Origin of the sequence: Streptomyces rubellomurinus (genome assembly GCF_000961885.1) — a bacterium.
GTDB lineage: Bacteria > Actinomycetota > Actinomycetes > Streptomycetales > Streptomycetaceae > Kitasatospora > Kitasatospora rubellomurina.
In genome coordinates, this window is the sequence record NZ_JZKH01000068.1 from 1 (window position 1) to 22,732 (window position 22,732).

23 protein-coding genes are annotated in these 22,732 nt (G+C 72.8%); 14 read left to right on the forward strand and 9 right to left on the reverse strand.

Annotation, left to right across the window (positions count from 1 at the left end; all coding sequences use genetic code 11):
• A partial coding sequence (locus VM95_RS27055; RefSeq protein ID WP_045701447.1) for a carboxyl transferase domain-containing protein occupies positions 1–681 on the reverse strand: 681 nt, incomplete at its 3' end.
• Positions 682–1,155: 474 nt separating this feature from the next.
• On the reverse strand, positions 1,156–1,575 hold the full coding sequence (locus VM95_RS27060) for a PLD nuclease N-terminal domain-containing protein (RefSeq protein WP_045701375.1): 420 nt from the start codon (positions 1,573–1,575) through the stop codon (positions 1,156–1,158).
• A gap of 94 nt (positions 1,576–1,669) precedes the next feature.
• Between VM95_RS27060 and VM95_RS27065 the strand changes: the two genes are divergently transcribed.
• From VM95_RS27065 to VM95_RS27080, 4 genes are all read left to right on the forward strand, one after another.
• Positions 1,670–3,121 (forward strand): menaquinone biosynthesis decarboxylase, encoded by a 1,452-nt coding sequence (locus tag VM95_RS27065; RefSeq protein WP_045701378.1) that lies wholly within the window; start codon positions 1,670–1,672, stop codon positions 3,119–3,121.
• Positions 3,118–4,014, forward strand: coding sequence for a menaquinone biosynthesis prenyltransferase MqnP (mqnP, locus tag VM95_RS27070; protein WP_208615537.1), 897 nt, complete (start codon positions 3,118–3,120; stop codon positions 4,012–4,014). The genes VM95_RS27065 and mqnP overlap by 4 nt, the downstream gene beginning before the upstream one ends.
• Positions 4,015–4,059: 45 nt before the next feature.
• Positions 4,060–4,479 carry a GNAT family N-acetyltransferase gene (locus VM95_RS27075; protein ID WP_045701380.1) on the forward strand — a complete coding sequence of 140 codons (420 nt, stop codon included), beginning with the start codon at positions 4,060–4,062 and terminating at the stop codon, positions 4,477–4,479.
• 132 nt (positions 4,480–4,611) lie between these two features.
• The gene (locus VM95_RS27080; protein WP_045701382.1) at positions 4,612–5,310 is read left to right on the forward strand and encodes a DUF6215 domain-containing protein; all 699 of its coding nucleotides are present in this window, start codon (positions 4,612–4,614) and stop codon (positions 5,308–5,310) included.
• Between the two features lie 6 nt (positions 5,311–5,316).
• Here the strand turns inward: VM95_RS27080 and VM95_RS27085 are convergent, their stop codons facing one another.
• Complete coding sequence (locus tag VM95_RS27085; RefSeq protein ID WP_045701384.1) at positions 5,317–6,405, reverse strand: alpha/beta fold hydrolase; 1,089 nt, start codon at positions 6,403–6,405, stop codon at positions 5,317–5,319.
• A 125-nt stretch (positions 6,406–6,530) separates the two neighbouring features.
• On the opposite strand from VM95_RS27085, the gene VM95_RS27090 reads away from it, so the two are divergent.
• Positions 6,531–7,250, forward strand: a complete 720-nt coding sequence (locus VM95_RS27090) for a TetR/AcrR family transcriptional regulator (RefSeq protein WP_045701386.1) — start codon at positions 6,531–6,533, stop codon at positions 7,248–7,250.
• Here the strand turns inward: VM95_RS27090 and VM95_RS27095 are convergent.
• Positions 7,247–7,882 (reverse strand): hypothetical protein, encoded by a 636-nt coding sequence (locus tag VM95_RS27095; RefSeq protein ID WP_045701388.1) that lies wholly within the window; start codon positions 7,880–7,882, stop codon positions 7,247–7,249. The genes VM95_RS27090 and VM95_RS27095 overlap by 4 nt on opposite strands.
• An 80-nt stretch (positions 7,883–7,962) precedes the next feature.
• Here VM95_RS27095 and VM95_RS27100 point away from each other — a divergent pair, with 80 nt between their 5' ends.
• Positions 7,963–8,331 (forward strand): VOC family protein, encoded by a 369-nt coding sequence (locus tag VM95_RS27100; RefSeq protein ID WP_045701390.1) that lies wholly within the window; start codon positions 7,963–7,965, stop codon positions 8,329–8,331.
• A gap of 5 nt (positions 8,332–8,336) precedes the next feature.
• Here VM95_RS27100 and VM95_RS27105 read toward each other — a convergent pair whose 3' ends face one another.
• The 3 genes from VM95_RS27105 to VM95_RS27115 all read right to left on the reverse strand — a co-directional run bounded on the left by VM95_RS27105 (position 8,337) and on the right by VM95_RS27115 (position 10,539).
• A complete protein-coding gene (locus VM95_RS27105; protein WP_045701392.1) occupies positions 8,337–8,891 on the reverse strand; it encodes a GNAT family N-acetyltransferase in 555 nt (184 codons plus the stop codon).
• Between the two features lie 97 nt (positions 8,892–8,988).
• The gene (locus VM95_RS27110; RefSeq protein ID WP_045701394.1) at positions 8,989–9,705 is read right to left on the reverse strand and encodes an MOSC domain-containing protein; all 717 of its coding nucleotides are present in this window, start codon (positions 9,703–9,705) and stop codon (positions 8,989–8,991) included.
• 87 nt (positions 9,706–9,792) lie between these two features.
• Positions 9,793–10,539, reverse strand: coding sequence for a cyclase family protein (locus VM95_RS27115; protein WP_045701396.1), 747 nt, complete (start codon positions 10,537–10,539; stop codon positions 9,793–9,795).
• Between the two features lie 90 nt (positions 10,540–10,629).
• On the opposite strand from VM95_RS27115, the gene VM95_RS27120 reads away from it, so the two are divergent.
• From VM95_RS27120 to VM95_RS27145, 6 genes are all read left to right on the forward strand, one after another.
• A complete protein-coding gene (locus VM95_RS27120) occupies positions 10,630–11,307 on the forward strand; it encodes a UbiX family flavin prenyltransferase (RefSeq protein ID WP_045701398.1) in 678 nt (225 codons plus the stop codon).
• 119 nt (positions 11,308–11,426) lie between these two features.
• The gene (locus tag VM95_RS27125) at positions 11,427–11,885 is read left to right on the forward strand and encodes an Lrp/AsnC family transcriptional regulator (protein ID WP_045701400.1); all 459 of its coding nucleotides are present in this window, start codon (positions 11,427–11,429) and stop codon (positions 11,883–11,885) included.
• Positions 11,886–11,889: 4 nt separating this feature from the next.
• Positions 11,890–12,852, forward strand: a complete 963-nt coding sequence (locus VM95_RS27130) for a threonine ammonia-lyase (RefSeq protein WP_045701402.1) — start codon at positions 11,890–11,892, stop codon at positions 12,850–12,852.
• A gap of 99 nt (positions 12,853–12,951) precedes the next feature.
• Positions 12,952–14,115, forward strand: coding sequence for an aminofutalosine synthase MqnE (mqnE, locus tag VM95_RS27135; RefSeq protein WP_045701404.1), 1,164 nt, complete (start codon positions 12,952–12,954; stop codon positions 14,113–14,115).
• A 119-nt stretch (positions 14,116–14,234) separates the two neighbouring features.
• Positions 14,235–15,503: a L,D-transpeptidase family protein gene (locus VM95_RS44690; protein ID WP_244178962.1), complete on the forward strand. Its 1,269-nt coding sequence runs from the start codon at positions 14,235–14,237 to the stop codon at positions 15,501–15,503.
• 158 nt (positions 15,504–15,661) lie between these two features.
• On the forward strand, positions 15,662–16,609 hold the full coding sequence (locus VM95_RS27145; RefSeq protein WP_045701406.1) for a beta-ketoacyl-ACP synthase III: 948 nt from the start codon (positions 15,662–15,664) through the stop codon (positions 16,607–16,609).
• A 195-nt stretch (positions 16,610–16,804) separates the two neighbouring features.
• Here the strand turns inward: VM95_RS27145 and VM95_RS27150 are convergent, their stop codons facing one another.
• A complete protein-coding gene (locus VM95_RS27150) occupies positions 16,805–17,452 on the reverse strand; it encodes a TetR family transcriptional regulator (protein WP_031063307.1) in 648 nt (215 codons plus the stop codon).
• A 425-nt stretch (positions 17,453–17,877) separates the two neighbouring features.
• On the opposite strand from VM95_RS27150, the gene VM95_RS27155 reads away from it, so the two are divergent.
• The gene (locus VM95_RS27155; protein ID WP_045701408.1) at positions 17,878–20,322 is read left to right on the forward strand and encodes a serine/threonine-protein kinase; all 2,445 of its coding nucleotides are present in this window, start codon (positions 17,878–17,880) and stop codon (positions 20,320–20,322) included.
• Between the two features lie 34 nt (positions 20,323–20,356).
• Here VM95_RS27155 and galE read toward each other — a convergent pair whose 3' ends face one another.
• Positions 20,357–21,352 (reverse strand): UDP-glucose 4-epimerase GalE, encoded by a 996-nt coding sequence (gene galE, locus VM95_RS27160; RefSeq protein WP_045701410.1) that lies wholly within the window; start codon positions 21,350–21,352, stop codon positions 20,357–20,359.
• Positions 21,353–21,513: 161 nt separating this feature from the next.
• Here galE and VM95_RS27165 point away from each other — a divergent pair, with 161 nt between their 5' ends.
• A complete protein-coding gene (locus VM95_RS27165) occupies positions 21,514–22,674 on the forward strand; it encodes a S1C family serine protease (RefSeq protein WP_045701450.1) in 1,161 nt (386 codons plus the stop codon).
• Positions 22,675–22,732 lie beyond the last annotated feature (58 nt).

Below are 22,732 nucleotides of genomic sequence, written 5' to 3' on the forward strand. Positions count from 1 at the left end.
CTGGCTGATCTTCTCGCCGGTCACGGCCTGGACGACGTCCGGGCCGGTGATGAACATCTGCGAGGTCTCGCGGACCATGAACACGAAGTCGGTCAGCGCGGGGGAGTAGGCGGCGCCGCCGGCGCACGGGCCGAGCATCACCGAGATCTGCGGGATGACGCCGGAGGCCTTGGTGTTGCGCTGGAAGATGCCGCCGTAGCCGGCGAGGGCGGTGACGCCCTCCTGGATGCGGGCGCCGGCGCCGTCGTTGAGCGAGACGAGCGGGGCGCCGGCCGCGATGGCCATGTCCATGATCTTGTGGATCTTCTGCGCGTGGGCCTCGCCCAGGGCGCCGCCGAAGATCCGGAAGTCGTGCGCGTAGGTGAAGACGGTGCGCCCGTGCACGGTGCCCCAGCCGACGATGACGCCGTCGGTGTGCGGCTTCTTGGCCTCCAGGCCGAAGCCCTGGGCGCGGTGCCGGCGCAGCGGCTCGACCTCGTGGAAGGAGCCCTCGTCCAGCAGCAGCTCGATGCGCTCGCGGGCGGTCAGCTTGCCCTTCGCGTGCTGGGCCTCGGTGGCCTTGTCGCTGGGGCCGCGGCGCACCTGCTCGCGCAGCGCGTGCAGCTCGGCGACCCGTCCGCGGGCGTCGGTCGGGGTCTCGGAGGCCTCGTCGCCGACCGGCGCCTCATGCACAACCGTCATCTCGAACCACTCCAATGGTGAGGGAACTGTCCGACAGCCAACGTCTGCTGTGCCCCCGGCTGCGAATCACTTTCTTCACTTATGACTGTACGAGGGGCCGTGCGTCGGTTTCGGCGTCGATTCCGTACAAGGTCGGGTTCGTTTAGCTGTCAGGGCTGGACAGAACCGGAGCGGATCAAGCCAGCGCGCTCGGTGTCCGTTCGAATACGGCGGGTCGTCGGGAGGGTGATGACCGGATGATCCGCACATGAAGAAAAGTGCAGGTCAGGGGTGCTGGCGAGGGGTTCTGAGGGGTCGTTCCGGGCCCGGTTCGGAGCCGGCTCGGATCCGTCGCCCGGTCGGCGCCGACCGGCCTCCGGAGGTGCCCAGTCGTAGGGAAGCGCCAAAAACGCCGAAGCCCACCCTGGGCCGTCCGGGTGGGCTGTCCGGGGGAGCCCCGCGGGCTGTCCGGAGCGGAGCGAACCGCTCCCCAGCTCAGCTCTTGCGGCCGTCGTCCGGCTCGTCCTTGCCGCGCAGGTCCTCCTCGCGGCGGCGCAGGTCCGCCTCCCAGCGCTTGAGCATCTCCTCGTGGTCCTTGTCGCTCTTCTTCAAGTCCTTGAGGGAGGCGAGGAACTCCGGGTCGTCGTCCGGCGCCAGCGGACGGCCGCCGCGCGCACCGCCGTACCCGGGCCCGGCGGTGTCGGCACCCCCGGCCGCGGCGGCCCGGTGGAAGCCCCGCTGCTTGCCCGCGATCAGCCAGGCGATCGGGCCCAGCGGCGGGAAGAGCAGCACGATCAGCACCCACACCACCTTGGGCAGGTGCTTCACCTCGTCCTCGGGCGTGGTGAGGCAGTCGACGAACGCCCACACCCAGAGCGCGAGCGGAAGGATGATGGTCAGAAGAATCCGCGGCATGGCTGCGATCTCCCCCCGGCGACGGCGGTAGCGGCGGGCGCCTTCCCGGGGCCCTTGACCAAGCCAGGCTATCGGGTGGCGGATACTGACAGGCATGGCATACGACGATCTCCGCTCGTTCCTCCGGGCCCTCGACCGCGAAGGCGACCTCAAGCGCATCAAGGCGGAGGTGGACCCGCACCTGGAGATCGGCGAGATCGTCGACCGGGTGCAGAAGGCCAAGGGCCCGGCGCTGCTCTTCGAGAACGTCAAGGGCTCGTCGATGCCGCTGGCGATGAACGTCTTCGGGACGGAGCGCCGCCTCGCCAAGGCCCTCGGCCTCAAGGGCCCGGACGACATCTCCGAGAAGATCGCCGGTCTGCTCAAGCCCGAACTGCCGCAGGGCTTCACCGGCTTCCGCGACGCCTTCGGCAAGCTCGCCTCGATGACCCACGTCCCGCCGCGGCACGTCAAGGACGCGCCCGTGCAGGAGGTCGTGCTCACCGGCGACGACGTCGACCTCGACCAGCTCCCGGCCCTGTTCACCTGGCCGCTCGACGGCGGCTCCTTCTTCAACCTGGGCCTCACCCACACCAAGCACCCCGACACCGGCATCCGCAACCTCGGCCTCTACCGGCTCCAGCGGCACGACCGGCGCACCATCGGGATGCACTGGCAGATCCACAAGGACAGCCGCAACCACTACGCCGTCGCCGCGAAGCGCGGCGAGCGCCTGCCCGTCGCGATCGCCTTCGGCTGCCCGCCGGCCGTCACCTACGCGGCCACCGCGCCGCTGCCCGGCGACATCGACGAGTACCTCTTCGCCGGGTTCATCGCCGGCGAGCGGGTGCGGATGGTCGACTGCAAGACCGTGCCGCTGCAGGTCCCGGCCGACGCCGAGGTGGTGGTCGAGGGCTGGCTGGAGCCCGGCGAGATGCTCCCCGAGGGCCCGTTCGGCGACCACACCGGCTTCTACACCCCGCAGGAGCCGTTCCCCGCGCTGAAGATCGACTGCGTGACGATGCGGCGGCGGCCGATCCTGCAGTCCATCGTGGTCGGCCGCCCGCCGACCGAGGACGGCCCGCTGGGCAAGTTCACCGAGCGGTTCTTCCTGCCGCTGCTGAAGATCATCATCCCGGACATCGTCGACTACGACCTGCCCGAGGCCGGCGGCTTCCACAACTGCGTGATCGTCTCGATCGACAAGAAGTACCCCAAGCACGCCCAGAAGACGATGCACGCGATCTGGGGCGCGCACATGATGTCGCTCACCAAGCTGATCATCGTGGTCGACGCCGACTGCGACGTCCACGACTACCAGGAAGTCGCCTGGCGGGCCTTCGGCAACGTCGACTACAGCCGGGACCTGACCGTCGTCGAGGGCCCCGTCGACCACCTCGACCACGCCTCCTACCAGCAGTTCTGGGGCGGCAAGGCCGGCATCGACGCGACCCGCAAGCTGCCCGAGGAGGGCTACACCCGGGACGGCGGGTGGCCGGAGATGGTGGCCTCCGACCCGGCCACGGCCGCGCTGGTCTCCCGGCGCTGGAAGGAATACGGACTGTGAGCACGGCGGCGTTCGAAACCCCGGGGCGTACCAAGGCCTTCCTGCGCCTGGTGATGATCGAGCACTCGGTCTTCGCCCTGCCCTTCGCGTACATCGCCGCACTGACGGCCATGTTCCTCGCCGACGAACGGGTGCACTGGGGCGAGCTGTTCATCGTCACCGTGTGCATGGTCGGGCTGCGGACCTTCGCGATGGCGGCCAACCGGATCATCGACCGCGAGATCGACGCCCGCAACCCGCGCACCGCGGGGCGCGAACTCGTCACCGGCGCGGTCTCCTTGAAGACCGCGTACGTCGGCTCGGCGGTGGCGCTGGTGGTCTTCCTCGGCGCGGCGGCCATGCTCAACCCGCTCTGCCTGGCACTCGCGCCGGTCGCCGTCGTGCCGATGGTGGTCTACCCGTACGGCAAGCGCTTCACGGACTTCCCGCAGGCGATCCTCGGCATCGCCCAGGCCATGGGCCCGGTGGGCGCCTGGCTCGCGGTGACCGGCCGGTGGTCCTGGGACGCCGTCGTGCTCGGCGCGGCGGTCGGCATCTGGATCGGCGGCTTCGACCTCATCTACGCCTGCCAGGACGTCGAGTCCGACCGCGAGAACGGCGTGCGCTCCGTCCCGGCCCGCTTCGGCGTCCCCGCCGCGATCCGCGGCGCACGGGCCTGCCACGTCGCGACCACGCTGCTGCTGGGCTGGTTCGCCGTCCTCACCCACGCCGGCGCGGCCTTCTGGATCGGCCTGGCCGTCGTCGCGGGCGCGTTCGTCTACGAGCACACCATCGTCAAGCCGAACGACCTCTCCAAGCTCAACCGGGCCTTCTTCCAGACGAACAGCTTCGTCGGCGTCTCCCTGTTCTTCTTCGCCCTGGCCGACCTCGTCATCCGCGGCCTCGGTATCTGACGATGCCGCTCGGGCCCGTGAGGGCGGTCGCTACGATGCCCGGTCATGATCACGCGTAGGGGCGACGGGTACGAGATCGACACCGAGCTCGACCGCATCGACTTGGACCTGGTCCACCACTGGCTCTCCGCCGATGCGTTCTGGGCGCTCGGCCGGAGCCGGGAGACGGTCGAGCAGGCCGCTCGGGCCTCGCTCAACTTCGGCGTGTACGCCGCCGGGGGATCCCAGGTCGCGTACGCGCGCGTGGTCACCGACCTCGCTACCTTCGCCTGGCTGTGCGACGTCTACGTGGCTCCCGGCCACCGGGGCCACGGTCTCGGCACCTGGCTGGCCGTCGCGGTGCGCGACCACCTCGCCCCCTACCGGCTCAAGCGCGTGCTGCTCTCCACCCGCGACGCGCACGGCGTGTACGCGAAGGCCGGCTTCGTCCCCTTCCCCGATCCTGACCGCCTGATGATCCTCTGACGCCGCGGGCGGTCACCGCCGCAGGGATTCGGCGAGGGCGGTGCCGGTCAGGGCGGCCGCGAAACCCGCAGGTCACCGGCCGGGCGGGGGCGCTACGATCGCGGTCGGATTTCGTGCGGAGGGGGATGCAGGGTGGAGAGCGAGCAGGTCGACGAGCAGGCCGTCGAGAAGAACGCCGAGCCGGTCAAGGAGCGGGCGGGGATCAAGCTGGCCGCCGTGGTGGCGCTGGCCGGCGGAGTGCTGGCCGGGTTGTGGGGGATGGGGCTGATCGACGGCCGCTCGCAGGCGGCGGACGAGGACGAGGCCAAGCCGGTCGCGTGCCAGACCCCCCGGCCGACCGATTCGCAGGGCTATGCGGCCGTCTGCGCCGCGCTGAACCGGTCCGACCTGCCGGCGCTGCTGGGCACGCCGGACGACCGCATCCTGACCGCGCACCCGATGCCGATGGCGATCGGCACGGACCCGATGGTCGAGGTGCGCCTGCGGGACAGCGCGGTCGCCGTCATCGAGGGCACCACCTCGGTCGACGACATGCTCGGCATGCCGCAGTTCTTCGCCTCGAAGGCCACCGTCCTCGGCCACCCCGCCGCGATCTACTCGAGCAAGGCGGTGGTCTTCGGCCCCGCGGACGGGAAGGACGGGAAGAGCGGGCTCCAGAACGGGCCCGGCACCCGGAACCTCATCGTCGCGGAGGACGCCAAGGCCTCCGGCGGCCGGGCCGTCGAGATCGACGTCTTCCGGCGGGACGGCGGGGCCGTCGACGACGCGACGATGTACCGGCTCGCCGAGAAGCTGCTGCCGACCATGCCGGGCTGGGTCGCGGGGTCGTAGCAACCCTCAGCGTCCGTGGCCGGCGGGCCGGAGGTCGCCGGTGATGGCCGGGCGGACCTTGGTGAGCAGCAGGTCGAGGAACTGGTCCGGGTGGCGGAAGCCCGCGAAGTGGCTGGCGCCGCGGATCAGGGCGAAGTCCTTGACCGGCGCGGTGACGTCGTCGACGAGGCGGCGCGCGGGCTCGGGCGGGGTGAGGACGTCGCCGTCGCCCTGGAAGACGAAGAACGGGATCCGGAACTCCGTCCCCTCGGCCCGTTCGTCGATGGTCGCGGCCTGGGACTGCAGCGCCAGCGAGACGTGCATGGCCTTCATGGACGACCGCAGCCCGCGCAGCGTGTGCAGGGGCGAGAACCAGAGCGAGCGCACCACGACGGTCTTCATGGTGTCGTACGAGAGCGGGTCGGTGGTCAGGACCAGCTTGTTGTACTCGTCGACCTGCTCGGTGGTCCGGGCCCGCCGGTCGACGCCCATCGCCAGGACGGCGGCCAGCTGCTTCCGCTTCCCGGCTGCCCGCAGCCGCCGCACCAGCGCGTCGTACGCCGTGCGCTCCCGGCCGCCGTCGATGACGTTCTGGTCGGTGCCGACGTAGGCGGAGTACAGCTCGGGGTGGTTGCGGGCGAGCCGCAGGCCGAGGACGGTGCCGAAGGAGTTGGCGACGAGCAGCAGCCGGTCGACGCCGAGGCGCTCCCGGGCGTACCGGGTGACCTCCAGGGCGTCGCGCTGGAGCTGGTCGAGCGTCAGCGCGCCCTGGTTCTCAGGGCCGTTGGCGAAGGTGAAGCCCGCGCCGCGCATGTCCCAGCGGACGATCGTGAAGTGCCGCTCCCATCCGCGGGTGCGGGGGAGGAAGGGCAGGTTGGAGGCGCCGGGGCCACCGTGGATCTCCAGGATCACGGGGTTGCCGCGGTCCTCGCCGCGGATGGAGACCCACTGGTCGATCCCGCCGATCCGGACGAAGCCGGACTCGTCGATGCCCGCCGCACCGGTGATGCGCAGCCGTTCGGCGAGCGCGGCGCGCTTCAGCTGCCGGTAGCCGAGGAGACCGGCGACGGGAGCGGCGAGGGCGGCGGTGGAGGCGATGGCGATGGTGGCGAGCATGGTGTATCCCCCAAACTGTTTACTGCTTCAGCAGTTCCGATGTGTTTAAGGTATACACAGTTCCCGGGCGCGTCAACGGGCGCCGCCGGGACGACGAGGAAGACGACGAGGAAGGGGAGCCGGAGATGGCCAAGGAGAAGCCGCGCGACCTGCGCGCGGGCATCGCGCTGCTGTGGGGCGAGCAGGACCGGCCGACCCGCGGCCCCAAGCCGAGCCTGACCCCGCAACGGATCGCCGCGAGCGCGGTGGCCGTCGCCGACGCCGAGGGGCTGGACGCGGTCTCGATGAGCAAGGTGGCCGCGGAGTTCGGGGTCTCCGCGATGGCGCTCTACCGCTACGTGCCGGGCAAGGCCGAACTGGTCGAGCTGATGGTCGAGTCGGTGCTCGCCGAGGTCCCGGACGTACGGACGGCGGGGGACGGCTGGCGGCCCCGGATCGCCGCGTGGGCCCGCCACTGCGAGCGGGTCAACCTCGCCCACCCCTGGCTGATCGCGGCCACCGCGATGCGCCGCCAGCTGATGGGTCCGCACCAGCTCGGCTGGCTCGACGCGGCGCTCACCGCCCTGGAGCCCACCGGGCTGAGCGCGGCCGAGCAGCACCGCGTCTTCGTCCTCGTCGCCGGCCTGGTGCGGACCCTCGTCCAGCAGCGGCTCGATTTCGACGAGGAGCACAGTCGCGAGTGGGGGCGCCTCACCGGCGAGGTGCTGGAGCGGCACGCCGACCGCTTCCCGGCGCTCACCCGTGCGATCGCCGGCGGCGCCTTCGCCCCGGACCCGGTCGACCCGTTGGAGTTCGGTCTCGCCCGCATCCTCGACGGGGTCCAACTCCTCATCGACAAGCCCTAGTCGAGCTTCGGCGCGGCCGGGTGGTACGCGCGCTGGCGCTCGACGGGCGCGGCCCGGAAGTCTCCGGCGCCGTTGACGACCTCGCCGACGCCGACCCGGATCCCGTGCGCCCGGCCGAAGCCCTTCAGCACCCCACCCCGCCCGTCCGGGTCGGGGTGGGCGTGCGAGCCGCCGCCGGCCAGCTCGACGGCGCGGGCGGAGATCGGGCCGAGGACCTGGCTGCCGTCGCCGAGGCGGCAACTTCCGCTCAGCTCGGCGCCGTTGGCGATCCTGACGGCGTCGCCGAGCCTCATCCGGTCGGTGCCGGCGGCCTTGATCCGTGCGCCGCCCTCGCCGATCAGCGCGCCGCGCCCGATGGTGACCAGGGCGCCGCCGGTCGCGGTGATCCGGGCGCCGCCGTACAGGACGGTCCCGGGCTGGAGGACGCACCGGCTGCGGGCGTCGCACTCGACCGCCGCGCCGGGGTACAGCACGGTCTCCGGGCCGAGCCGCACCCACGTGGACACCAGCACCGAGAACGGGTCGAGCACCACGACCCCGCGCCCGGTGAGTGCCATCAGCTCGCCGGGCGTGAGCAGGCCGCGTGCCCGCCGGACGCCGTCCAGCCGCTGCCAGAACTCACTCTCGATCATGATCGTCGGATCATACTCAGGGCCGCCCGCGGTGCGGCAGAATCGGGGTGCGACGAGCGCGAACGCCCCCGAGGAGAACCGTGATCGGCAAGCTGCAGTGCCTGGTGATCGACTGCCCCGAGCCGGCCGTGCTCGCCCGGTTCTACGCCGCCCTGCTCGGCGGCGAGGTCGACCGCCCGGACCGGCGCTGGTCGCTCGGCGAGCGCTGGTCCACCCTGCACCTCGACGACGGCGCGGTGCTCTGCTTCCAGGGCGTCGCCGACCACCGGCCGCCGCGCTGGCCGTCCGCCGAGCACCCCCAGCAGGCGCACCTGGACGTCGACGTCGCGGACCTCGACGGCGCCGAGCGCGAGGTGCTCGCCCGCGGCGCCGTCCGGTTGCACGACGCGGGCGGCTGGCGGGTCTACGCGGACCCGGCCGGCCACCCGTTCTGCCTCGTCCGGGGCTGACGCGGTCAGCCCCGGATGATCTCCATCTCGATCTCGCGGTGGGTGTCGTCGCCCGGGACGGGCCCCGACGCGCCGGTGGGCTTGAAGCCAGCCCGCGCGTACATCGCCGCCGCGCGGGCGTTGTCCTCGTGGACGTACAGCCGCAGCCGCCGCACCACGGGCTCGGTGAGCGACCAGGACCACTGCGCCGCCGCCCGGACGAGGTCGTCCGCCAGGCCGGTGCCGCGCGCCTCGGGCCGGACGAAGACGCCGACGAGGTGCGTCTGCGGGGCCTCGATGACATCGCCGTCCAGGGCGCCCTTCCCGCCGGGCAGTTCGACCAGCACGGTCATCGAGCCGAGCCAGCGCCCGTCCTCGGCCACCGCGACGAGCTGGCACACCGAGTCGCCCTCGGCGGCGTTCGCGGTGCGCTCCTGCCAGAACTCGTCGGGCCTGGCGGCGGCCTGTTCGTGCGTCTCCAGGAAGGCGATGGCCGCGACCGGGTCGAGCAGGGCGTCCAGCCGCAGCTGCTTGACCTGCCGCCATTCCTCGCTGCGCACTCGTCTGATGGTGATGTTCATCCGACGATGATTCCATCGCCGCAGGTGGCGGCCGCAAGCGGATTTCCGGAGAGCGGGCGGCCGGTTCCCGCAGCGGGCGGCCGGGCCCCGGGGCGGGTCAGTCCAGGACGATCCGGTCGCCGAGCCGCAGCCGGCCCGGCGCGGCGACCTCGGCGAGGGCGTCCAGCCGGCCGTCGTGGGCGTGCACGATCGCCTTCAGGATCTCCGGGGCGTGCGGCAGCCCGGGCTGCGGGGCGCCCGTCATCACGCAGCGCTCGCTGGAGCCGACGAAGGCCAGCCGGGCGCTGCCGGGGGCCTCGCCGCGGGCCTGCCGGCCGAACCACTCGTCCTCGACGAACGGCGGGGTGCCGGGCGGGGTGCGCAGCACGATGTTCGGACGGAACCGGCGCTCGTCCACGACGGTCAGCGGGACGGCCTCGCGGACCCAGTCCAGGGTGGCGGTGGTGACCACGCTGACCGGCAGCCGGTCGACGTGCGAAACGGCGTCCTCGCGGGCGAGTTCGACGTCCTCGCGCAGCAGGTAGGCGCGCAGGAAGGCGGTCGGGTCGGCGACCGGGCGGCCGAGCGGGTCGAACAGCTCGGGGCCGTCGATCCGGCGGCCGAGCCGGGCGGAGAGCCGGAGCAGGCCGTCCATCCGGCGCAGGCGCCGGGTGTTCTTGCCGGAGCCGAGCCGGCCGGCCGCGTCGCGGACGGCGTAGAGGCGGTCGCCGGCCAGGCCGCGCCCGTCCACCTCGACGGAGTCGAGCCGCTCGCCGCCGGTGGATTTCACGGGGTAGCGCCAAAGTCGCTCGATCACTCCGATGATCTCAGCCATGGCCGGAAAGCGTAGCGGCGGCGCCCGGGGATGGTCTAGACCAAGTCCCGGGCGTCGGGCGGGCGGTGGCCCGGGGCGCGTCCTGGTTCAGCCCAGCCGGGCCACCGCCCGCACCGGCGCGCCGTCCGCCGCGACCAGCCGCAGCGGGAACAGCGAGACCTCCACCGGCCGCCCGGCCTCCTGCGCCTCCAGCAGCAGCCGAAGGTCCGTCAGGTTCTCGGCGATCACCCCGCCGCCGCTCGCCCCCAGCAGCACCCGGTGCGCGGCCAGCGTCGGCTCTTCGGGGGCCGCGCCCTGGTCGTGCTCGTCGGTCAGGTCGGCGAGCAGCGCGGCCACCGCCGGGTCGCCCGGGCCGGGGTCCGCGGTCGGGTCGACGCTGAGCGCGTCCACGCCGACCGTCCGCACCCCGGCGGCCACGATCGCCTCGGCGGCGGCCGGGGTCAGGCTGGGGTGGGCGAGGTACGCGTCGGTGCCCCAGTGCCGGGCCCAGCCGGTGGCCAGCAGCAGCACGTGGCCCGCGCCGCAGCGCTCCAGCGCGGGCGCCAGCAGGTCGGGAGTGACGGCCGCCCGGGGCGCCAGCCCGCGCAGGTCGGCCACCACGGCCGGGCCGGTGAACAGCTTCAGCGGCAGCCCGTCCAGGGTCGGCCAGGTGACGTCCACGTGGTAGGGCGCGTCCACGTGCGTCCCGGACTGCGAGCCCAGGTGCAGGGCCAGCACGTTCACCCCGGCGGTGGCGGTGGTGAGCGCGGGCTCCAGCAGGACGGACGGGTCGCCGGGGTAGACCGGCATCGCGGTGGTCACCTGGTGGGTGAGGTCGACGAGGGTCGCTGCCATGGCCCCATCCTCCCAGGGGTGACGGGATCGCGGACCCTCCCGGCGGCGCCCGGGCCGAACCGGCAGGTGGAGCCGGGATACAAATGCCCCATGGGAACTGCGAAGCGTCAACCGTGGGTGGTCGGGGTCTCGGGCGCGTCGGGGACGCCGTACGCCGCCTCCGTGATCCGGGCGCTGCTGGCCGCCGGCGAGGCGGTGGACCTGATCGTCAGCCGCGCCGCCCGGCTGACCATCCTCGACGAGACCGGCATCTCCTTCCGCGACGCCCACTGGCGCGCCGACCTGGCCGCCTGGCTGGACGTCGACGAGGACGCCCTCGCCGACGTCCGCTACTGGTCCGCCGGGGACTTCGCGGCCGGCCCGTCCAGCGGCTCCTACCCGGCCAAGGGCATGCTGGTGGTGCCGGCGACCACCGGCGCGGTGGCCGGGATCGCCCTCGGCCTGAGCAAGGACCTGCTGCAGCGGGTGGCCAGCGTCACCCTCAAGGAGCGCCGCCCGCTCGTCGTGTGCGTGCGCGAGACGCCACTCAACGGGGTGACGTTGAAGCACCTCGTGGAACTCGACGCGCAGGGCGCCGTGGTGCTCCCCGCCTCGCCCGGTTTCTACGCCGGCGGCTCCACCGTGCGCGAACTCGTCGATTTCGTGGCCGGCCGGGTGCTGGACGCCGTCGGCGTGCCGCATTCCCTGTACCTGCGCTGGGAAGGGGAGTTGGGGGCGGCGGCCCGTCAAACGGGCGGCGCGGGCGGCGCACCGGCTGAGGGGGAGTAAGACGACCGGGGGCGGGAGAGTATCTTCTCTGCGATATCCGGGTCGTTCAGCGCACAGCGCCTTCGAATCCGGATAATGATCTGTGGGTCTGGTGAGGTTCGGAAGGACGCGGACGGTATATGGACACGGTGGACAGACAGCTCATCCAGGCGCTCCGGGAGAACGGCCGCGCGTCCTACGCCGAGCTGGGCCGGCTGGTCGGCCTCTCCGGACCGAGCGTCACGGACCGCATCAACCGGCTGGAGCAGGCCGGTGTGATCACCGGCTACCGCGCGACGGTCAACCCGGCCTCGCTCGGCTTCGGCGTGACGGCCCTGATCGGCCTCCAGCTGACCGACGCCGCCGACCACGACGACGTCGGGTTCCGGCTGAAGGACCTCAACGAGGTCGAGGACTGCTGGTTCATCGCCGGCGACGACTCCTACATGCTCAAGGTCCGGGTGGCCGACGTGGCCGGCCTGGAGTCGGTGGTGAAGCGGATCTCCGGCACCAAGGGTGTGGCCCGTACCCGTACCACCGTCGTACTCTCCACCAAGTGGGAGAACCGGGTGAGTGAACTCCCCCCCGTAGGAGAGTGACGCGATGGCACTGGTCGGTCTGGAGGAGCTGCGCGCCGCCCGGCAGCGGATCGCGGGCGTGGTCGTCCGCACTCCGCTGGTCCCCGCCCCCTGGGCGGACGAGGGCGAGCGCCGGCTCTGGCTGAAGCCGGAGAACCTCCAGCCGACCGGCGCCTTCAAGACCCGCGGCGCGTACAACCGGCTGGCCGCGCTGACGGCGGACGAGCGTGCGCGCGGCGTGGTCGCCCAGTCCAGCGGCAACCACGCCCAGGCGGTGGCGTACGCGGCGCGGCTGCTCGGGGTGAAGGCCGTGATCGTGATGCCGGACACCTCGCCGGCCGTCAAGGTCGAGGCCACCCGCTCGTTCGGCGCCGAGGTGGTGCTGGTCGCGCCGGGGGAGCGGGACACCCTGCCCGCCGAGCTGGCCGAGCGGCACGGCTACGTCTGGGTGCCGCCGTACGACGACCCGTTCATCGTCGCGGGCCAGGGCACGGTCGGCCTGGAGATCGCCGAGGACGCCCCGGCTGAGCTGGACACCGTCCTGGTGCCGGTCAGCGGCGGCGGCCTGATCGGCGGCACGGCGGCCGCGCTCAAGCTCACCCGCCCGGGCATCCGGGTGATCGGCGTGGAGCCCGAGCTGGCCGCCGACGCCCGGGCGAGCCTGCGCGCCGGACGCCGGGTGGAGTGGCCGGTGGCCGACACCTACCGGACGATCGCGGACGGGCTGCGCACCCCCTCGGTCGGCGTGCTGCCGTACGAGCACATCACCACCTACGTGGACGACATCGTCACCGTCACCGAGGACGAGATCCGCGCCACCGTCGCCCTGCTGGCCCGGCGCGGCCGGCTGGTCGCCGAGCCCTCCGGCGCGGTCGCCCCGGCGGCCTACTTCCACCGGGCCGCCGAGACCGGCGGACAGGCCGTCGCCGCCGTCGTGAGCGGCGGCAACATCGACCCCGCCCTGCTCACCGAGCTGCTGTCCGTCTAGGCCCGGCTCTCAGCCGCATGCCCTCGCCGGGCCTCCGTGTGCATAGGCGTACGCTCGTCTCCGGCAAGGATTCGAAAGTCGGAGGAGGCGGGTCACCGCATGGACGCAGGGCTCAAGCGCGAGCTGGAGGCGAAGGTCTACGCGGGTGAGCGGCTGACCCGCGAGGACGGGATCGCGCTCTACGAGAGCGACGACCTGGCCTGGCTGGGCGGCCTGGCCCACCACGTGCGGACGCGGAAGAACGGCGACGTCGTCCACTTCAACGTCAACCGCCACCTCAACATGACCAACGTGTGCAGCGCGTCCTGCGCGTACTGCTCGTTCCAGCGCAAGCCGGGCGAGAAGGACGCCTACACGATGCGCATCGAGGAGGCCGTCCGCCTCGCCAAGGCGATGGAGAGCGAGTCCCTCACCGAGCTGCACATCGTCAACGGCCTGCACCCGACCCTGCCCTGGCGCTACTACCCGCGCTCGCTGCGCGAGCTGAAGGCCGCCCTGCCGAACGTCTCGCTGAAGGCCTTCACCGCCACCGAGATCCACTGGTTCGAGAAGATCAGCGGCCTGTCCGCCGAAGAGATCCTGGACGAGCTGATCGACGCCGGCCTGGAGTCGCTGACCGGCGGCGGCGCGGAGATCTTCGACTGGGAGGTCCGCCAGCACATCGTCGACCACGACACCCACTGGGAGGACTGGTCGCGGATCCACCGCCTGGCGCACTCCAAGGGCCTCAAGACGCCCTGCACCATGCTGTACGGCCACATCGAGGAGCCCCGCCACCGGGTCGACCACGTGCTGCGGCTGCGCGAGCTGCAGGACGAGACCGGCGGCTTCCAGGTCTTCATCCCGCTGCGCTACCAGCACGACTTCCACGACTCCAAGGACGGCGTCGTGCGCAACAAGCTGATGGCCCGCACCGAGATGGCCACCGGCGCCGAGGCGCTGAAGACCTTCGCCGTCTCCCGGCTGCTGTTCGACAACGTCCCGCACGTCAAGGTCTTCTGGGTGATGCACGGCGTCGCCACCGCCCAGCTGGCGCTCAGCCACGGTGCGGACGACATGGACGGCTCGGTGGTCGAGTACAAGATCACCCACGACGCGGACAACTTCGGCACCCCGAACAAGCTCGGCCGCGACGACCTGCTCGGCCTGATCCGCGACGCCGGCTTCCGCCCGGTCGAGCGCAACACCCGCTACGAGACCATCCGCGAGTACGAGGGCCCGGACCCGCTGCGCCGCGAGTCCCCGCAGGCGATGCGCCTCTGACTCCGCCTCCTCCTCACCCGTCGCCCGGGCCGGCACTCGGCCCGGGCGACGGTGTCTTCACGGCCTCCGCACGCGACCCGGGTTTACCAACGGGTACGGCGTTTGGCAGGATCGAGGACATGTCCGGTTCCCATCGCGCCACCACGTACCCGCCGTACGAGCCGATACCGGAGCCGGTGTACGAGGTGCCGCAGCCGTCGTACGACAGCTACGACGGGTACCAGCAGCAGGGCTGGTACGACGGACAGCAGCAGTACCCGCAGGCCGCTGACGGCTACTACGAGGTGTACGAGCAGCCGTCACAGCAGTTCCAGCAGTTCCAGCCGTACGCCGACCAGGCCGAGCCGGAGTACCAGCCCGAGCCGTACGCCCACGCGTACCAGCCCGAGGCCGAGTATCAGACCGAGCCCGAGTATCAGACCGCGCCCGAGTCGTACGCCTACGAGTACCGGCCCGAGCCGGAGCCCGTCGCCGAGCCCGTGCCCGAAGCGGCCGTCGCCGCCCCCGAGGGCTCCCGCTCCGCCGCCCGTGGCCGCCGCCGCAAGGCGAAGCCGAAGCGCCACGGCAAGGCCGTGATGGCCGGCACCGCGCTGCTCGTCGCGGCCGCCGCCGGCTGGTACACCGTCGGCCAGGACGACGCCCGCCCCGCGCTCACCGCCGCGGACGGCCCCGGCCCGGACGCCAGCCGCCCGGACCAGCCGGCCCCCACTCCCGCTCCCGCCGCCGTGCAGGCCGCCGCCGATCGGCAGGCCCAGCCCGCGACCGCCACCCGGGGCGAGGCCCGGGCGGACGCCTCGGTGGCCGCGATACCCGGCCTCGGCCCGAGCTTCACCGCGAAGATCCCGGCCGAGACCACCCAGGTGCTGGTCGCCTCCGGCCAGGACAAGAACACCGACAAGAACACCGTCGTCCTGTGGACCCGCACCCCCGAGGGGCGCTGGCTGGCCGGGGAGACCTGGCAGGGCCACAACGGCAAGAACGGCTGGACGACCGACCACAACCAGGGCGACCTGCGCAGCCCGGTCGGCGTCTTCTCGCTCACCGACGCGGGCGGCCGCAAGGACAACCCGGGCAGCAAGCTCCCGTACGACAAGGACCCGAGCTTCGTGGTCTCCGGGACGGGCTTCTTCGGCGACCAGCTGGCCGGCTCCTTCGACTACGTGGTCGCGATCAACTACAACCGGGTCGCCGGCAGCTCCCCGCTCGACATGCGCCGCCCGATGGGTGCCGGGAAGGGCGGCGGCATCTGGCTGCACGTCGACCACGACGGCCCCACCCACGGCTGCGTGTCCATACCCGAGGACAAGATGGCCCAGCTCATCCGTACCCTGGACCCGGCCGCGCACCCGGTCGTGGTGATGGGCGACGCGGCCGCGCTGGCCGCCTGACCCGGCCGGACGGGCCGTCCGGGGGCGTCCGGGGGCGTTCGGGGAGGTCGGAAGGCCGTACGGGGCAAGACGCCTTGTCGGTCTCCTACAGATCGGGGCCGATGATCCTGTGCCGGTCACGCCCAGCTGACCAGCGGGTAACCGGGTTCCATGGCGTTATGAGCGGTTCTCGCATTGTGGCACTCGGGCACTACCAGCCCGCCAAGGTCCTCACCAACGACGATCTGGCGGCGCTCGTCGACACCGACGACGAATGGATCCGCACCCGGGTCGGGATCCGGTCCCGGCACATCGCCGAGGAAGAGACCCTGGTCGACCTCGCCACCGAGGCCGCGCAGAAGGCGCTCGCGCGCAGCGGCCGCACCGCCGAGGAGATCGACCTCGTCGTGGTCGCCACCTGCACCGCGATCGAGCGCAGCCCCAACACCGCCGCCGCCGTGGCCGCCCGGCTGGGCGTGCGCTCGCCCGCCGCGTACGACATCAACACCGTCTGCTCCGGCTTCTCCTACGCGCTGGCCACCGCCGACCACGCGATCCGGGCCGGTGCGGCGAGCCGCGCCCTGGTGATCGGTGCCGAGCGGATGTCCGACACGCTCGACTGGACCGACCGCTCCACCTGCGTGATCTTCGGCGACGGCGCCGGCGCCGCGGTGGTCGAGGCCCAGGAGGAGGGCGCCGAGCCCGGCATCGGGCCGGTGGTCTGGGGCTCCGAGCCGGAACGGGGCGACGCCGTGGTGATCACCGGCTGGGACCCGGTGATCAGTCAGCAGGGCCAGTCGGTGTTCCGCTGGGCCACCACCCAGCTCGCCCCGCTCGCCCGGCAGGCCTGCGAGCGGGCCGGGATCGAGCCGTCCGAGCTGAAGGCCTTCGTCCCGCACCAGGCCAACCTGCGGATCATCGACGCGATCGCCGGGAAGCTGGGCCTCGGCGACGGCGCCGTGGTGGCCCGGGACGTGGTCGACTCCGGCAACACCTCGGCGGCCTCCATCCCGCTCGCCTTCTCCAAGCTGGTCGAGCGCGGTGAGCTGGCCCCGGGCGACCCGGTGCTGCTCTTCGGCTTCGGCGGCGGCCTCGCCTACGCCGGCCAGGTCGTCCGCTGCCCGTAGGAAGACCGGTCGTCGCCCGGAACGCGACATGCCGGTGGGCGGGCACCCCGTGTGAAGGGTGCCCGCCCACCGGCATGTCTGGCGCGCGTGCGGTACGTCGGCGGACCTCCCCCGAGGACACGGCCGCCGTCCGTCGTTCCCCGGACAGGAGGCCGGGGCTGCGCGCGGAGCGGATGGTGGATCGAACGGATGGTCCTACTTGGGCGCCTTCTTGCCGGTGACGCCCAGGTACACCAGGGGAGCGAGATTGGGTTTGAGGTCCTTGACCTTGACGCCCCAGGAGGTGAAGGCCTTCTGGTGCTCGGCCGCCGAGGCGAGCAGCGAGACCAGGGCCCCGGCGACGGCGTTCGGGTCGAGCGACTTGTCGGCCTGACCCTTCGCCTGGAGTTCCTTGACGGCCTCCGCGAGCGGCTTGGCGACCGCGTTGAGGACGGTCATGCGGATCTTGAAGAACCGCTTGTCCCCTTCGGCTGCACCCAGCGTGACCACGCGGAGAATGGCGTCGTTCTTGCGCCAGAAGGCGAGGAATCCGTCGACCAGTTCTTCCGAAGTGGTCGGGCCGGACTTCCCTGCCCAGGACTTTCCGGCCACCAGCTCTTTGAGGGTGTCGGCGTCCTTGGCCATTTCCTCGGCGATTTCGAGGACTGCGCCCTCGACATCCGGGAAGTACTGGTAGAAGGTCGCGGGGGAGGTACCCGCCATACGGGCGACGTCGATGACCTTGACGTCCCGATAGGGCGACGTGCTGAGCATCTCGCGGAGGCAGTCGAGCAGCTTCTGCCGCGTCTCCTGTCCGCGTCGCCCGGCGACGCGACCGTCGACGGTGCGAACTTGTCCTGTCATGCCGTCAGCTTACCGTGGCACGATCTTGGCGCGATTCGGTGATGCGACTATTACTCCGCACGGGGGTTGCTATAGCGCCGTGAACCACTTCGGACGGATATTCACCGGACCTCGGCCGTTCTGTTGTAGCCCCCCCGTGTGCTGTTGATTCCATAGCGTGACGGCGAGTCCGCTGAGGGGTGGTCGTGTGACAGAGCGTGACGGAGTCGGCCGGGGTCTGCGAGGGTTTCGTGTGGACCGTCCGGGCCCGCGGGCGCAAGCGACTTACGGAGCGGGCGTCAGAATCCGGCCTTTCCGTCATCCCTGACCGGGGGGCGCCCGGCGGTGGCCGCCGGGCGGGGGAGGTTGGAGATGCGCCGGGCGGCATTGGAGAATCGGGTCCGGCACCACGCGGCGGGTGCGGACAACGGGGAGGTGGCAGCGGAGTGGACCAGCTGACGGCGCACGATCCGAGGCGGATCGGGCCCTTCGAGGTGCTGGGGCGGCTCGGCGCGGGCGGGATGGGGCTGGTCTACCTGGCGCGCTCCGCCGCGGGGCGGCGGGTGGCCATCAAGACCGTCCGGGGGGAACTGGCCGAGGACGAGTTGTTCCGGGTCCGCTTCGCGCGGGAGATCGCGGCGGCCAAGACGGTCGGCGGCTTCTACACCGCGGCCGTCGTGGACGCCGACGCGGACGCCCGGGTGCCCTGGCTGGCCACCGCCTACATCCCGGCGCCCTCGCTGGAGGACCTGGTCGAGGAGTGCGGCCCGCTGCCGGCCGGGGCCACCCGCTGGCTGATCGCCGGCATCGCCGAGGCCCTGCAGTCCATCCACGCCGCCGGGCTGGTCCACCGCGACCTCAAGCCCTCCAACGTGCTGGTGGTCGAGGACGGCCCGAAGGTGATCGACTTCGGCATCGCGGCCGGGGTCTCCAGCACCCGGCTCACCATGACCAACGTCGCGGTCGGCACCCCCGCCTACATGTCCCCCGAGCAGGCCAGGGACAGCCGGGCGGTCCGCGGCGCCAGCGACGTCTTCTCGCTCGGCTCGCTGATGGTGTTCTGCGCCACCGGCCACCCGCCGTACCGGGGCTCCAACCCGGTCGAGACGGTGTTCCAGCTGCTGCGCGAGGAGCCGGACCTGTCCGGCATGCCGCCCGAGCTGATGGACCTGGTCCGCGCCTGCATGCGGCAGGCGCCCGAGCACCGGCCCACCCCGGAGCAGATCCAGGCCGAGCTGGCCCCGCACCTGTTCTCCCGGGACGACGCCTCCGGCGAGGCGGGGGACTGGCTGCCCCCGGACGCGCTGGCGCTGATCGAGCGCAAGCGCCGTCCGATCCGCCCGGCGGCGGGCCAGTCCGCCCCGACCGGCGGCCAGTCCGGCCTCTCCGTGCCGCCCCCGCCGCCCCAGCGGCCGCCGGTCTCCCAGGCCGGCGCCCCGCAGGCCGGGGTCTCGCAGGCGCCGGGCCGGCCGCCGCACGCCGGCCCGGAGGACCCGCGCACCCACGCGGGCGTGCGGCACGAGGCCCCGCCGGCCGGTCCGGTGCACACCGCGGCGCCGCCGGTCCGGGCCCCGGACCACGAGGCCGCCACCGCGAAGATCCCGTCCAAGAACAAGCACCGGGCGCCGACCGGCGCGGTGCCCGTCGAGGTGCGGCTGTCCGGCGCCTCCGTGCGGATAGGCCCGGGGCCGCGCGCCGAGCACGAGCAGGCCGCCCCGAGCACCGCGCCGGCCGAGACCGACTGGGTCCGCCGGACGCCGACCGCGCCTCCCGTCCCGCCGCAGCAGCCCGCCCCGGCCGTCCGCTGGCGCCCCTGGCGGTTCCGGATGTCCAACGACGTCTGGGGCACCCCGGTGGTCGCGGACGGCACGCTCTTCGTCTCCAGCTTCGAGGTGCACGCGCTGGACATCGCCTCCGGCGAGCGCCGCTACAAGACCCGGGACGTCGCCTGGGCGCTCGCGGTGGACGCCGGCCGGCTGCACGCCGCGGACGGCCCGCACCTGTACACCGTCGACGTCGCGGACGGTGCCGAGCGCTGGCGCACCTCGCTGGACGGGTGGGTCTACTCGCTCTCCGCCGCGGACGGCGTGCTGTGCTGCGGCGTGCGCGGGGGCGGCGTCCAGCTGCGCTCGGCCGCCAACGGCGCCGAGCTGTGGCGCGCCGACGACGCCCAGCAGGACTACGAGAGCCCGCAGTCCGGGCCCGTCCTGGTGGCCGGTGCCGCCTACTACCACGGGGGCGGACGGCTGCGCTGCGTCGACCCGCGCGGCGCCGGCCTGCGCTGGTCCTTCCCGGTCGGCGAGGACGTGCCCTCGCACCCGGTCGAGCGCGGCGGCGTGCTCTACGTGACCGCCGGCACCCGGGTGTACGCGCTGGACGCGGCCACCGGCGCCGAGCGCTGGCGCTTCGAGGCCCCGGTGGTGCTCTTCACCCCGCCGACGCTGGACGCGGACGCGGTCTACGTCGCCGACTACCTGGGCACCGTCTACGCGCTGGACGCGGCCACGGGCCTGGACCGCTGGCGCGGGGTCACCGGCAGCCGGCAGGGCGCCGAACCGGTGGTGGTCGGGGACGGCATGGTGCTGGTCGGCAGCGGCGAGGTGCTGTACGCCTTCGAGGCGGCCACCGGCCGGGAGCGCTGGCGCTACACGGCGCGCGGCGAGATCGTCGGCTCCCCGGCGCTCGCGGACGGCCTGGTGCACCTGGGCAGTCGGGACCACTCGCTGCACACCCTGGACCTGGCGAGCGGTCAGCTGCGCTGGGAGCTGGGCACCAAGGGCGAGCTGACCGGCTCGCCGGTGGCGGTCGGCGGGCGGGTCTTCGTCGGCTCCAAGGACCGCTGCGTGTACGCGCTGGACGCCTTCTACGGCACGGCGGTGCCGGCCCGGTAGGCCGGTCGGGCCGGTACGCCCCGAGCCCGGTGGGTCAGGCCTGCGCGGCCCGCCGGGCCTCCGGGTGGTGGTGGCACCAGGCCTCCCACGCGGAGGCGACCATCTCGGCGACGTCGTACCGGGCCCGCCAGCCCAGCTCGCGGCGGATCAGCTCGGCCGAGGCCACCACCCGGGCCGGGTCGCCGGGGCGGCGCGAGGTGATCTCGGGGGTGGTGTCCAGCCCGGTGACCTCGCCGATCAGCGCCAGCATCTCGCGGACGCTCAGGCCCTCGCCGCAGCCGATGTTGAGCACCAGGGCGGTCTCGCCGGGCCGGTCCTCGGTGAGCCGGCGGGCCGCCGCGACGTGGGCGGACGCGACGTCGGAGACGTGGATGTAGTCGCGCACGCAGGTGCCGTCCGGGGTCGGGTAGTCGTCGCCGAAGACCAGCGGCGCGCGGCCGGTGGTGATCCGCTCGAAGACCATCGGGACGAGGTTGAACACCCCGGGGTCGGCCAGCTCGGGCGTGCTGGCCCCGGCCACGTTGAAGTAGCGCAGCGAGATCGTCGAGATGCCGTGCGCCCGCCCGGCCGCGGCGACCAGCCACTCGCCGGCCAGCTTGGTCTCGCCGTACGGGTTCATCGGCGCGCACGGGGTCGTCTCGGTCACGAGGTCGACGTCCGGCATGCCGTAGACGGCGGCGGAGGAGGAGAACAGGAAGCGCCGCACGCCCTCCTCCGCGGCGGCCTCCAGCACGGTCTGCAGGCCGATCATGTTCTCGCGGTAGTAGAGGAACGGGTGCTCGACCGACTCGCCGACCTGCTTCTTGGCGGCGAAGTGCAGGATGCCGGTCACGCCGTGCTCGCGGATGACGGCGGACACCGCCGCGCGATCCAGGGTGGAGCCCTTGACCAGGGCGACCTCGGCGGGCAGCCGGGCCGGGTCGCCGGTGCTCAGGTCGTCGAGGACGACGATCCGCTCGCCCGCGTCGACCAGCTGGCGGGCCACGTGCCCGCCGATGTAACCCGCACCGCCTGTGATCAGCCACGTCATGCGCCGATCCTAGGCCGTCCGTCCTCCCGTCGACGTTTCGGGCGAGTCGGGCCCACGATTCGGGACAAAACGGTGAAATGCTGACAAAGATTTCTGTGCTCGCAGCGTGGTCACGAATCGGAGGCAGCCAGGTGAGCCGCAAGAAGGAACACAACCGCCCGCTGCCGGCCGGCCCCCGGCCGACCGGGCCCAAGGCCTTCCGGCGGCGGCTGCTCGCCCCGGTCGCGGTATCGGTGGCGGTCGCGCTGGCCCTGGCCGGGTGCAGCAGTTCCTCCTCGTCGTCCTCGTCCTCGCCGTCCTCCGCCCCACCCTCCGCCCAGTCCGCCGGGACCGGCAGCGGCAGCGGCACCGGGCAGACCTCCTCGGCCCCGACCGCCCAGCCCGGCGGCCCCAACCAGCTGCAGGACGCGTACCAGCGGGTGATCGCCAACGTGCTGCCCTCGGTGGTGCAGATCACCACCGGCGAGAGCCTCGGCTCCGGGATCGTCTACGACGACAAGGGCGACATCGTCACCAACGCGCACGTGGTCGGCACCGCGACCACCTTCACCGTCACCCTGGCCAACAGCAGTACGCCGCTGGACGCCTCGCTGGTCGCCAGCTACCCCGACTCCGACCTCGCGGTGATCAGGCTCGGCAGCCCGCCGGGCGGCCTCAAGCCCGCCGTCTTCGGCGACTCGGGCAAGGTCCAGCTCGGCCAGATCACCCTCGCCATGGGCAGCCCGCTCGGGCTCTCCAGCTCCGTCACCCAGGGCATCGTCTCGGCGACCGGCCGGACGGTCTCCGAGCCCCAGGGCGGTGGCTCGCCCGGCGCCACCATCGGCAACATGGTCCAGACCTCGGCCGCGATCAACCCGGGCAACAGCGGCGGTGCGCTGGTCAACCTGGACAGCCAGGTGATCGGCATCAACACCCTCGCCGCGACCGAGCCGCAGAGCAACGGCGCGGCCGCCCCCGGCATCGGCTTCGCCATCCCGGCGTCCACCATCACCAGCATCGCCGACCAGCTGATCAAGCAGGGCAAGGTCACCAACTCCGGGCGGGCCGCGCTCGGCGTCGTCGCCCGCAGCAGCTTCAACCAGCAGTTCCAGCCGGCCGGCGCGGTCGTCGTCTCGGTCACCCCGGGCGGCGCGGCCGCCGCGGCGGGGCTGCAGGCCGGCGACGTCATCACCAAGCTCGGCGACACCCCGATCGACTCGCTGAACGCGCTCACCACCGCGCTGGCCTCGCTCACCCCGGGCAGCAAGGTGACCGTCACCTACACCCGGGACGGCACCAGCCGGACCGCCGACGTCACCCTCGGCACGCTCGCCACGCCGTAGCACGGGGGCCGCAGCTCCGGTTCGACGCGCCGCCCGGCCCACCGTGCAAGGGTTCCGC

Coding starts and splice junctions, on each gene's coding strand:
- VM95_RS27060 (WP_045701375.1), bottom strand. CDS start 1,575: ATGCCGCGGATTCTTCTGACCATCATCCTTCCGCTCGCGCTCTGGGTG.
- VM95_RS27065 (WP_045701378.1), top strand. CDS start 1,670: ATGGCATACGACGATCTCCGCTCGTTCCTCCGGGCCCTCGACCGCGAA.
- VM95_RS27075 (WP_045701380.1), top strand. CDS start 4,060: ATGATCACGCGTAGGGGCGACGGGTACGAGATCGACACCGAGCTCGAC.
- VM95_RS27085 (WP_045701384.1), bottom strand. CDS start 6,405: ATGCTCGCCACCATCGCCATCGCCTCCACCGCCGCCCTCGCCGCTCCC.
- VM95_RS27090 (WP_045701386.1), top strand. CDS start 6,531: ATGGCCAAGGAGAAGCCGCGCGACCTGCGCGCGGGCATCGCGCTGCTG.
- VM95_RS27095 (WP_045701388.1), bottom strand. CDS start 7,882: ATGATCGAGAGTGAGTTCTGGCAGCGGCTGGACGGCGTCCGGCGGGCA.
- VM95_RS27105 (WP_045701392.1), bottom strand. CDS start 8,891: ATGAACATCACCATCAGACGAGTGCGCAGCGAGGAATGGCGGCAGGTC.
- VM95_RS27110 (WP_045701394.1), bottom strand. CDS start 9,705: ATGGCTGAGATCATCGGAGTGATCGAGCGACTTTGGCGCTACCCCGTG.
- VM95_RS27115 (WP_045701396.1), bottom strand. CDS start 10,539: ATGGCAGCGACCCTCGTCGACCTCACCCACCAGGTGACCACCGCGATG.
- VM95_RS27120 (WP_045701398.1), top strand. CDS start 10,630: ATGGGAACTGCGAAGCGTCAACCGTGGGTGGTCGGGGTCTCGGGCGCG.
- VM95_RS27125 (WP_045701400.1), top strand. CDS start 11,427: ATGGACACGGTGGACAGACAGCTCATCCAGGCGCTCCGGGAGAACGGC.
- VM95_RS27130 (WP_045701402.1), top strand. CDS start 11,890: ATGGCACTGGTCGGTCTGGAGGAGCTGCGCGCCGCCCGGCAGCGGATC.
- mqnE (WP_045701404.1), top strand. CDS start 12,952: ATGGACGCAGGGCTCAAGCGCGAGCTGGAGGCGAAGGTCTACGCGGGT.
- VM95_RS44690 (WP_244178962.1), top strand. CDS start 14,235: ATGTCCGGTTCCCATCGCGCCACCACGTACCCGCCGTACGAGCCGATA.
- VM95_RS27145 (WP_045701406.1), top strand. CDS start 15,662: ATGAGCGGTTCTCGCATTGTGGCACTCGGGCACTACCAGCCCGCCAAG.
- VM95_RS27150 (WP_031063307.1), bottom strand. CDS start 17,452: ATGACAGGACAAGTTCGCACCGTCGACGGTCGCGTCGCCGGGCGACGC.
- galE (WP_045701410.1), bottom strand. CDS start 21,352: ATGACGTGGCTGATCACAGGCGGTGCGGGTTACATCGGCGGGCACGTG.